The sequence below is a fragment of the Noviherbaspirillum suwonense genome, from assembly GCF_900182955.1.
Lineage (GTDB): Bacteria > Pseudomonadota > Gammaproteobacteria > Burkholderiales > Burkholderiaceae_D > Noviherbaspirillum_A > Noviherbaspirillum_A suwonense.
Genome location: NZ_FXUL01000001.1, coordinates 703,459 through 713,741, shown reverse-complemented (window position 1 = coordinate 713,741; position 10,283 = coordinate 703,459). Strand labels below are relative to the sequence as shown.

The following is a 10,283-nucleotide window of genomic DNA, read 5'->3' as shown; positions in this document are numbered from 1 at the left end:
GGCCAGTTATATTGGCTATTCCTGCAAATCCAACACTGACCTATCTCAGCTAAGGCCGCATGGATACTGGGCGCCCGCCATATTTCAGCACCGACTAACTAACACCGGTGGTCCGGGAATACAGGGGCGAGACCACCAAAGGCGTACAGGTTAACATAAGGGGGCTAGGTCTGATCGGTAAGGGTGTTGGGGAGCTTATCGTTGCTGTGTTGGCGCAAGTCGCCGAGATGGAAAGGGAACGCATCAGGGAACGTACAGCTAACGGTAGGGACGTTGCTAGGGCATCGCTTGAAGCCACAGGCAAGACGCACAGGGGCAAGCCTAGCTTAGGTAGGCCGGCAGTTGCAGATGCCGGTGCCGTACGTGCATGGCGTAAAGAGAACAGCGCCAGCATCAGCGCCACGGCCAAACACTTCAACCTCTCAGACTCGACAGTAAAACGTTACTGCATTACGGTGTAACAGACCACAGGCTGTGATTACAGCCCCTTAGGGGGGGGTCAACTGCTTCCCTGTAGTCAAACCATGTAGTAGCTCCAAACGAACGCCTGTAAGATACTTTAAGGGCTTCAATGTGACAAGCACCCCACTGCCAAACCGTTAAGCACTGCCACCGCGCTTGCAAATATATTTCCATTAATCAATGTCACTTTCCCGGCATGCACCCCACCCTAAAATTTTTTTTAAAAATCGCCTTGGCTTCCTTCCTTTTCGGTTGTTGGTCTTAAGTCACTCGAACAGTGCAATTCCCTTAGACTCACCCGACCACACATCATTCTAGAAACGTTGCGTAATAAGCAACTATTTACTGGCCAGATTTTTGGCATCGGCGGTACAATTATTTTTCAGCCACACAGCACCGGGCATCGTATGACAACCAAAAAGGTTACCCCTGTTTTATTCAAAGAATCTAAAGTCCCGATGAATCTGCCGCCGAAAGAACGAGTGCGCAAAAGTCGTACTACACGTATCGAAGCGGGAAGCCTGCGATTAGATGTAATGGTATCTGACGGGATTACACAGAAATTATTTGAATTGATGGATATTTGGCAATTTCAAAAGCGCAAGGATGCTATTCAATACGCGATTGAAATTGCATACGAACGTGAATTACGGTTACGCGAACGCAAAATGAAAAAGCAAGAACGGGAAGATTGAAACCCCAACAGCATCGGGTCAAATCCTAAATTTATTTTTAATAACGACATATTGGCGGTGTTTGTATGCACGAAAAAAATATTATTCTTAACGTTAATTGCCTAAATGGTTTGAAGGCCATGGCGGACAATTCTGTCGACATCTGCGTAACGTCGCCTCCATATTGGGGCCAGCGAGGTGATGACGGCATTGGAACTGAAAAAGATCCAAGAGAATATGTCAGGAACCTAACTGAAATTCTGATAGAAGTAATGAGAACACTTAAACCAAGTGGATTACTTTGGTTAAATATTGGTGATTCCTACAATACCCCAATCAATTGGTCCTTTGAAGACCACATTCACAGCACACTTGGGGCTGACAAAAAGGGGCTTCCTGCAACGAATTCAGCTTATACAAAGAATCGTGGCAGTCGTCGTGCTTTCATTGATAAAAAAGATCAATGGCTTCAGTACGGGAATCTACTGATGTTGCCCAATAGGGTAGTAATGGGGCTTTGTGATGCTGGAAATCTTTATCGTGGCGAAGTGATATGGGCGAAACGCAAAGCCATGCCTGAAGGACGGTGCCGTAGACCGCATAGGAAACATGAATGTATTTACGTAATCGCCAAGTCCGAACGGCATGCTTTTCGAGTCTCACCACCAGTCCCGTCAGTCTGGGACATCAAGCCTGATATGAATAAGACGCCCCACACTTCAACCTTTCCATTGGATTTACCGATTAAATGCATTGAAGCAAGTGGTGTTGCTAGCGGTATTGTACTTGATCCATTTATGGGAAGTGGAACAACTGGCTTGGCAGCGAAGTTACTTGGATTTGACTATATTGGCTTCGAACTGAATCCCGAAAACGCCGAAATCGCCCGCGAAAGAATCTTGGCAGGCAATGGTGCGTTACTTAACCGTGAAGCCGACCTACCCCTTACTAAAAAGACCGTAGAGAACGAAACTGCTTCCATGCCCGGACAACTTCTTTTGGAAGCTGATCTTTTCCAGGACTGAATGTAGACACTAGTATTTTTTTCCCGCTTTTCGTGCTGGGGGCACTCGGTACGGTGCGGGTGTTATAACAAAAACATGCGCTGAAATCACCATGCGATTCTATGTAATCACGTTTGTTTGAAGGTTCGTTTAATGTTCCAAATTCCCCGTAATTTACAAGGTCTCCTGTTGGGGGCGGGTATGACTTCGCATCGAAAGTTAATAGATAACTCGCATACCCTTTTTCCATCATTGCCCTGCTGCAAGGAACGTCATCAGTTACACGTTCCGCCAAAGAAGCCTTAACATGGATGCCGCCGAATAATACCAGCTCGTCTTCTAATCTACCGTATAGGGCGATATCAAGCTTTGATTCGCCAACCATATCTTGAATGCCCATCTCGGACAGCGCACTTGCTCTTTTTGGATCAGATGACAACCAGACTAAGCAAATTCCATGATTTTGCAAAACACTGTTGTAATGCTTTTCTAAAAAAAGCTCAATCGCTTCTCCGCCAGCCCGCACCCAACTTCTATCCGCTTGTGTCCGATTATATTCACGCAAATACAAACGATAAATAATATGATGATAGATGTCACTTGGATTTACGTCTGGATGGGATGAAATTGCCCCTTGAAGTGCATAAGCAATCACTTCTCGGCTTTTTGAGTTTGTCGAGGTATTTAAAGCTTTAAACATTGAAGCGATATGTACTTCCATTGCCAAGTAATCTTGCACCGGCAAGCCTTCTATAACAACGTCTTTACGTTGACCACGCCACGCCATTTCTATGATGGTACCTTTAACGATACCATCTTCTATAAATGGCTCTGCTTTTCCGGGAACGGGCAATGCAGGGATACCGTTGTTAGTTTCTTGATCTAACCACCCAATGTCATGCAGGAATTTTTTAGGGCTATACCCTAATGCCTTGAGCCAGTCAAAAAGCTCAATGACATCAAGCCGCCGATCAAAGTTTTCCACTTTTGAAACTGTTGACTGGTCAAGCGCGAGGGATAGGGCCAGATCGACTTGGGTAAACTGCACCTCCTGACGAATTTCAATAAGGCGCTCTACTAGTTTGATGTAACGCTGATCGTATATGGTAGTCATACCTACCACTTTGAATCTAAATATAAAATATTCCAAAATCGAATATTTTTAGTACAAAAAAGGCAAGGTTTAGTCCCTGCTTGTTTGTCTAGTATGCTGTTCAATGTTGGTGCAGCGGTTGATCAACCGACGCGCAGTTGTTTGCAGCCCTGTCGCCATTTGTCCGCCCGCGCAAATGAACCTATCTAGTGTCATTTTCAAGGTCACTGCGCGTCAAGATTGAATACTACAAGTTGTTCAAGATAACGAAACTATTAAAGTACATATTAGAACCTACGAAAAGGGACATTTCTAGTCTGTCGTAGTGGCCCATGCGGATAGTCTAAGTCAACTACCTGAAACGATCGTTGGCTTTCCGATTTGCTGATGCAAAATGCATGATGGACGAAGCTGAGAAAGGAAATCTATACCCTGCCTTGGGTCATTCATACGATGGGCAATCTTGTTTATACCTTGAATACAATGCTCGTCTCTACCTAAGCTTTCAACGCACTTGAACTGAAAACTGATGCATAAGGCATATTGTCCCTCCCGTAGCAGCAATATCCATGCAAGCCATGCTTGATCGCAATAAATTTGCTTACATAGCGCTTACATGGAGACGCTTTGGAGAATCGAGAGGAAGGACTTTTCGTGTAAGTTATTGATTTTTATATAATATCTGGCCTGCCCAGAGGGACTCGAACCCCCGACCCTCGGCTTAGAAGGCCGATGCTCTATCCAGCTGAGCTATGGGCAGAACAAAACAGAATCAGGAAAACTGCTGCGGAATTGAAAACGGGCTGTCTAATGACAGCCCGTTTGTGTTACTGGTCGGAGTACAAGGATTCGAACCTTGGACCCCCTGGTCCCAAACCAGGTGCGCTACCGGGCTGCGCCACACTCCGAGAAGCAGAACTATACAGGATGAAAAACAGCCGGTCAATTTTCTACGGAAATAAAATCCTCAACAGGGCACGCAAGCGGCGATGCGCCTTGCCATGCGTTCGGCGGTCTCCGCATACTTCGCTTCCACCATCACACGGATCAGCGGCTCGGTGCCGGACGGACGTATCAGCACGCGGCCTTCATCGCCCAGCTCCTCTTCGACCAGCGCCTTTTCAGCGATGATGGATTCGTCGCTGCGCCAGTCGAAGCCGGCGTTGACCTTCACGTTGATCAGTGTTTGCGGATACATCGCGATGTCGGCCGTGCATGCCGCCAGCGAGTTACCGCAGCGCTTCAGCGCGGACAGTACCTGCAGCGCGGACACGATGCCATCGCCGGTCGTGTGCTTGTCCAGGAACAGCAGGTGGCCGGAGCCTTCGCCGCCGATCAGCCAGCCTTTCTCCTGCATCACTTCCAGCACATAACGGTCGCCCACCTTGGCGCGGGCAAAGCCGACGCCCATCTCCTTGAAGGCGATTTCCAGCGCCATGTTCGTCATCAGCGTGCCGACCGCGCCGCCGACGTGGCCGGACAAGAGCCTGTCCTTGACCATCACGTAGAGCAGTTCATCGCCGGAGTAGATACGGCCAGTGTTATCGACCATCAGCAGGCGGTCGGCATCGCCGTCGAGCGCAATGCCCAGGTCGGCCTTGTGCTCCTGCACGGCCTTGGCAAGGTTCTGCGGCGCGGTGGCGCCATGCTTGTCGTTGATGTTCATGCCGTTGGGCTGGTTGCCGATGGCGATGACTTCTGCGCCGAGTTCGTGGAACACATCGGGCGCAATGTTGTATGCGGCGCCATGCGCGCAGTCGACCACGAGTTTCAGTCCCTTCAGGTCCAGCTCGTTCGGGAAGGTGCTCTTGCAAAACTCGATGTAGCGGCCACGCGCATCGTCCAGGCGCTTGGCACGGCCCAGGTTTTCCGAGGACACGCAGTCCAGCGGCATTTCCAGCGCTTCCTCGATCGCGGCTTCCACTTCGTCCGGCAGCTTGTTGCCCTGGGCGGAAAAGAACTTGATGCCGTTGTCATGGAACGGGTTGTGCGACGCGGAGATCACCACGCCGGCGGAGAGCCGCAATGCGCGCGTGAGATAGGCGACTGCCGGCGTCGGCAACGGACCGCCGAGCATCGTGTCGACGCCGGCCGCGGCGAAGCCGGCTTCCAGCGCGGCTTCGAGCATATAGCCCGAAATGCGGGTGTCCTTGCCGATCAGCACGACCGGCCGGCCGCTCGACGAGGCGGATTGCGCCAGCACCTTGCCGGCGGCATAACCGAGGCGCATGACGAAGTCGGGTGTGATGGGCATCTGCCCGACGAGGCCGCGGACACCGTCCGTGCCGAAATATTTTCTTTTCATTTCAGGATTCCAGGTTAACTTAAAGCAATTACGTCAGTGCATGCCTGATCTTTAGCGCATCCACTGTTCCCGCGACATCGTGCACGCGAATAATGTCCGCGCCACGGTCGGCAGCCATCAGGGCGGCGGCCAAACTTCCCGCCATGCGTTCGGCCACCGGCCTGCCTGTGACCTGGCCTATCATCGATTTCCGGGATACGCCGACCAGCATGGGCAAGCCCAGTGCCTCCTTCATCGCGCGCAGGTTCTTGAAGAGCTGAAGGTTGTGCTCGAGGTTTTTTCCAAAGCCGAAACCCGGATCGACGCAGATGCGCGCACGCGCGACGCCCGCCGTCGACAGCCGGTCGACCGCCTGCTGGAGGAAACCGGACACTTCGGCGATCACGTCGTCGTAATGCGGCGCCAGCTGCATGTTTTCAGGGTCGTTCTGCATGTGCATGATGCACAGGCCGCAATCGGCCTCGGCCACCGCGTCGACCGCCTGTGCCGAGCGAAATCCATTGACGTCGTTGATCATGTCGGCGCCGGCCATCAACGCTTCGCGCATGACCAGCGGGTTGCGGGTGTCCACCGACAGCGGCTTGCCGCAGTCGCGCAGCGCATACAGCACCGGCAGCAGGCGCCTGAGTTCTTCCTCGACCGGCAGCGCCCTGACGCCGGGACGGGTCGATTCGGCGCCGATGTCGATGATGTCCACGCCGTCGCTCATCATCTGTTCGGCATGGCCCAGCGCGCTTTCCAGCAGGTTGAAGCGCCCGCCATCGGAAAATGAATCGGGCGTGACGTTCAGGATGCCCATGACCAGCGGACGCGATCCGTCTTCCGCCAACGGCAAATCATAGCGGCCGCATTGCAAGATACGCTGCATCGGTTTCCCACAAAAAAATAAAGGTGGAGATTTTACTCCCCACCTTCCATCAGAACAGGTAATTAGAACGCCGTTTCGACCTGGGTCAAGCCGGCGCCGTGGCCGTCGGCGTCACGCCGCCGCTGCCGTTATCGGTCGGGCGCTTGGTCGGCACGCCGTACTTCGGCAGCCTCGGCTCACGGCCTTCCATGATGTCGTTGATCTGGTCGGCGTCGATGGTTTCCCATTCGAGCAGCGTGTTGGCCATCAGCTCGACCTTCGCCTTGTTCTCTTCGAGCAGGCGGCGCGACAGCGCGTACTGCGCATCCAGGATCGTGCGGATTTCCTGGTCGACCTTCTGCTGCGTCGCCTCGGACACGGTCTTGGCCGACATGCGGCCGAAGTAGTTGTCCTGCTCGGCATCCTCGTAGACCATAGTGCCCAGGGTCTCGGACATGCCATAGCGGGTCACCATCGCACGCGCCAGCTTGGTCGCACGTTCGAAGTCGTTCGATGCGCCCGTCGACATCTGGTGCATGAAGATTTCCTCGGCAATCCGGCCGGCGAACAGGATGGCGATTTCCTCGAGCATCTTGTCCTTGTACATGTTCACGCGGTCATGTTCCGGCAGCTGCCAAGTCAGGCCGAGCGCAAAACCGCGCGGCATGATGGTGACCTTGTGAACCGGGTCCGCCTTGGGCAGCAGCTTGGCGACCACCGCGTGGCCCGACTCATGGAACGCGGTGTTGCGCCGCTCTTCCTCGCGCATCACGGCCGACTTGCGTTCCGGGCCCATGACGATCTTGTCCTTCGCGTCCTCGAAATCCTGCATCTCGACCAGGCGCTTGCTGCGGCGGGCTGCGAACAGCGCAGCCTCGTTGACCAGGTTGGCCAGGTCGGCGCCCGAGAAGCCGGGCGTGCCGCGGGCCAGAATATCGGCCTTGACGTCAGGCGCAATGGGCACCTTGCGCATGTGGACGTACAGGATCTGCTCGCGGCCGCGGATGTCCGGCAGGCCGACGATGACCTGGCGGTCGAAACGGCCCGGGCGCAGCAGCGCCTTGTCGAGCACGTCGGCACGGTTGGTCGCGGCAATCACGATCACGCCGGCATTGGCTTCGAAACCGTCCATCTCGACCAGCAGCTGGTTCAGCGTCTGCTCGCGTTCGTCGTTGCCGCCTCCCATGCCGGCGCCGCGGTGACGGCCGACCGCATCGATCTCGTCGATGAAGATGATGCAGGGAGAATGCTTCTTCGCGTTTTCGAACATGTCGCGAACGCGCGACGCGCCGACGCCGACGAACATCTCGACGAAGTCCGAACCGGAAATGGTAAAGAACGGCACCTTGGCTTCGCCGGCGATCGCGCGGGCCAGCAGGGTCTTACCGGTACCGGGAGGGCCTACCATCAGCACGCCGCGGGGAATGCGGCCGCCGAGCTTCTGGAACTTGGTCGGGTCGCGCAGGAAGTCGACCAGCTCCTGGACTTCCTCCTTCGCTTCATCGCAGCCGGCAACATCGGCAAAGGTCACGGCATTGCTGTTTTCATCCAGCATGCGGGCCTTGGACTTGCCGAAGGAGAAAGCGCCGCCCTTGCCGCCGCCCTGCATCTGGCGCATGAAGAACACCCAGACGCCGATCAGCAACAGCATCGGGAACCAGGAAATGAAGACCTGCGACAGGAAGGAAGGCGGTTCCGGCTGCTTGACATCGAACTTGACGTCATTGTTCACCAGGTCGCCGATCAGGCCGCGATCGAGGTTGGTGACGGTGGCCTTGATCTTCTTGCCATCCGAGGTCGTCGCAACGATGGTGCGGTCCTCAATCGTGGCGTCCTTGATCCGCTTGGCCTTCACCTCGTCGAGGAAATCCGAGTAAGGAATTGGCGTCGCGCCGCCCGCCAGTCCGCGGTCATCGAACTGTTTAAAAACAGTAAAGAGGACCAACGCTATGACCACCCAGATGGCGGCTTTGGAAAACATGTTGTTCACTAGAACTCCTTGGGCTCAGAAGGCCCTTTTACGCGTTCGCAAATTCTACCCGCATTAAAGGCCGCTTACTAGGCACGATATCGGGCTGAAAACACCCTTAATCAAGGGCTAAAACTCGCTGATTCCTTGTTTAAACCAGATTCTTCAGCGTTTTCCCAAGCAAAAAAATCTCGGAGGATTTATCGCGGCTGGCTTTTGGCTTTTTCTGGACGACGGTCTTGAATTCCTTCCTGAATTTGAGCACGAGTTCATTAAATCCTGTTCCATTAAAACATTTGACGAGCAGCGAACCCGAAGGTTTCATGTGGGCACGAGTGAATTCGATGGCGAGGTCGATGATGTGCTCGACCCGCGCGGCATCGGCCACGGCGATGCCGGACAGGTTGGGCGCCATGTCCGACAGCACCAGGTCGACCTTGCGGCCGGCGAGTATCCGTTCCAGTTGCACCAGCACTTCCTCTTCCCGGAAATCGCCCAGGATGAACTGGACATCGGCGATCGGCTCCATGGGCAGCATGTCCAGCCCGATGATGGTGCCGTTGATGCCGCCGTTTTCGCCGCCCGCCAGCTTGTGGCGCGCGTACTGCGACCAGCTGCCGGGCGTGCTGCCGAGGTCGACGATGATCTGGCCCGGGCGGATCAGTTTTTCGGTTTCATCGATTTCCTTTAATTTATAAGCAGCACGGGCACGATAACCCTCTTTCTGCGCGAGCTTCACATAGGGGTCGTTAATGTGGTCGTGCAGCCAGTTTTTGTTTAATTTGTTCTTTGCCATTCGCGTAGAATACTGCTTTTAAAGGATTTTTATGTTGAAACTCACTCCCGCCGAGCGCAGCGAACTGCGCTCCCAGGCCCACGGACTCAAGCCCGTCGTACTGATCGGAGACGCTGGCCTCACGCCTGCCGTCATGAAGGAAATCGATGCCGGGCTTAATGTGCACGGCCTGATCAAGGTAAGGGTGTTTGGCGACGACCGCGACGCGCGGGTCGGGATGTACGACACCATCTGCTCGGAACTCGGCGCTGCGCCCATCCAGCACATCGGCAAGCTGCTGGTTGTATATCGCCCCAAGAAAGAAGATGAAAAGCAGCGCTCGGACCGGAAAGGCCCCGGCATGCGCGAAGTGACCATCGTCAAACCCAGCCCCAGCGGCACCAAGCGGCCTTCGGTCACCCGTGTACTGCTCAAGGGAAACGAGCGGGTCACTGCCGGCGGCAACATCAAGCGCGCAAAGCCGCGTCAGTCCAGCCAGAAAAAATCGTCGTTGGGCAGCTGACCAACGCAGCCGTGTCGGCTACGCACACCGGACCATGCCGGGTGCGCCAGCCAGGCAAGCCGCCTGGCCGCAATTTCAGCAGATAACTAGATATAACGGACTTCCAGCACTTCGTACTCGCGAACGCCTGCTGGCGCCTGCACCTCGACCACATCCCCGGCTGACTTTCCGATCAGCGCGCGTGCGATGGGCGACGTAATCGATACTTTCTTTTCCTTCAGGTCGGCTTCATCGACGCCGACGATCTGGTAGGTTACCTCGTCGCCGCTGTCCATGTCCTCGAGGCGTACCGTCGAGCCGAACACGATGCGGCCGTCTGCGTCCAGCAGCACCGGGTCGATGATCTGCGCGGCGCTCAGCTTGCCTTCGAGGTCCGCGATCCGGCCCTCGATGAAGCTCTGGCGCTCCTTGGCGGCATCGTACTCAGCATTTTCGGACAGGTCTCCCTGCGCCCGGGCTTCCGAGATCGCATTGATGACTGCCGGGCGGTCCTTGGTTTTCAGGCGGGCAAGTTCTTCCTTGAGAAGTTCTGCGCCGTATTTCGTGATAGGTACTGAGCTCATATTTTTGACCGATAGAAATGAAAACCACAGGGGCCACAAAGAAGATTCCCCGGCAAGCCGGGGAATGC

9 protein-coding genes and 2 tRNA genes are annotated in these 10,283 nt (G+C 54.7%); 3 read left to right on the top strand and 8 right to left on the bottom strand.

Annotated features, from left to right (window positions below):
- The first annotated feature begins 785 nt into the window (after positions 1-785).
- Positions 786-1,157: a hypothetical protein gene (locus QOL82_RS03255; RefSeq protein ID WP_283440780.1), complete on the top strand. Its 372-nt coding sequence runs from the start codon at positions 786-788 to the stop codon at positions 1,155-1,157.
- Between the two features lie 65 nt (positions 1,158-1,222).
- The gene (locus tag QOL82_RS03250; RefSeq protein ID WP_283440779.1) at positions 1,223-2,161 is read left to right on the top strand and encodes a DNA-methyltransferase; all 939 of its coding nucleotides are present in this window, start codon (positions 1,223-1,225) and stop codon (positions 2,159-2,161) included.
- Here QOL82_RS03250 and QOL82_RS03245 read toward each other — a convergent pair.
- The 7 genes from QOL82_RS03245 to QOL82_RS03215 form a co-directional block, all read right to left on the bottom strand.
- A complete protein-coding gene (locus QOL82_RS03245; RefSeq protein WP_283440778.1) occupies positions 2,085-3,254 on the bottom strand; it encodes a BsaWI family type II restriction enzyme in 1,170 nt (389 codons plus the stop codon). The genes QOL82_RS03250 and QOL82_RS03245 overlap by 77 nt on opposite strands.
- Before the next feature lie 662 nt (positions 3,255-3,916).
- A tRNA-Arg gene (locus QOL82_RS03240) sits at positions 3,917-3,993 on the bottom strand.
- Between the two features lie 71 nt (positions 3,994-4,064).
- A tRNA-Pro gene (locus QOL82_RS03235) sits at positions 4,065-4,141 on the bottom strand.
- A gap of 59 nt (positions 4,142-4,200) precedes the next feature.
- Entirely contained in the window at positions 4,201-5,538 is a 1,338-nt protein-coding gene (gene glmM, locus QOL82_RS03230; RefSeq protein WP_283440777.1) for a phosphoglucosamine mutase, read from the bottom strand.
- Between the two features lie 28 nt (positions 5,539-5,566).
- Positions 5,567-6,406 carry a dihydropteroate synthase gene (folP, locus tag QOL82_RS03225; RefSeq protein ID WP_283440776.1) on the bottom strand — a complete coding sequence of 280 codons (840 nt, stop codon included), beginning with the start codon at positions 6,404-6,406 and terminating at the stop codon, positions 5,567-5,569.
- A gap of 85 nt (positions 6,407-6,491) precedes the next feature.
- Positions 6,492-8,375 carry an ATP-dependent zinc metalloprotease FtsH gene (gene ftsH, locus QOL82_RS03220; RefSeq protein WP_283440775.1) on the bottom strand — a complete coding sequence of 628 codons (1,884 nt, stop codon included), beginning with the start codon at positions 8,373-8,375 and terminating at the stop codon, positions 6,492-6,494.
- Positions 8,376-8,505: 130 nt separating this feature from the next.
- Positions 8,506-9,150 carry an RlmE family RNA methyltransferase gene (locus tag QOL82_RS03215; protein ID WP_283440774.1) on the bottom strand — a complete coding sequence of 215 codons (645 nt, stop codon included), beginning with the start codon at positions 9,148-9,150 and terminating at the stop codon, positions 8,506-8,508.
- A 31-nt stretch (positions 9,151-9,181) separates the two neighbouring features.
- On the opposite strand from QOL82_RS03215, the gene QOL82_RS03210 reads away from it, so the two are divergent.
- Positions 9,182-9,652 (top strand): YhbY family RNA-binding protein, encoded by a 471-nt coding sequence (locus QOL82_RS03210; RefSeq protein WP_283440773.1) that lies wholly within the window; start codon positions 9,182-9,184, stop codon positions 9,650-9,652.
- 86 nt (positions 9,653-9,738) lie between these two features.
- Here the strand turns inward: QOL82_RS03210 and greA are convergent, their stop codons facing one another.
- Positions 9,739-10,215: a transcription elongation factor GreA gene (gene greA / locus QOL82_RS03205; RefSeq protein WP_283440772.1), complete on the bottom strand. Its 477-nt coding sequence runs from the start codon at positions 10,213-10,215 to the stop codon at positions 9,739-9,741.
- Positions 10,216-10,283 lie beyond the last annotated feature (68 nt).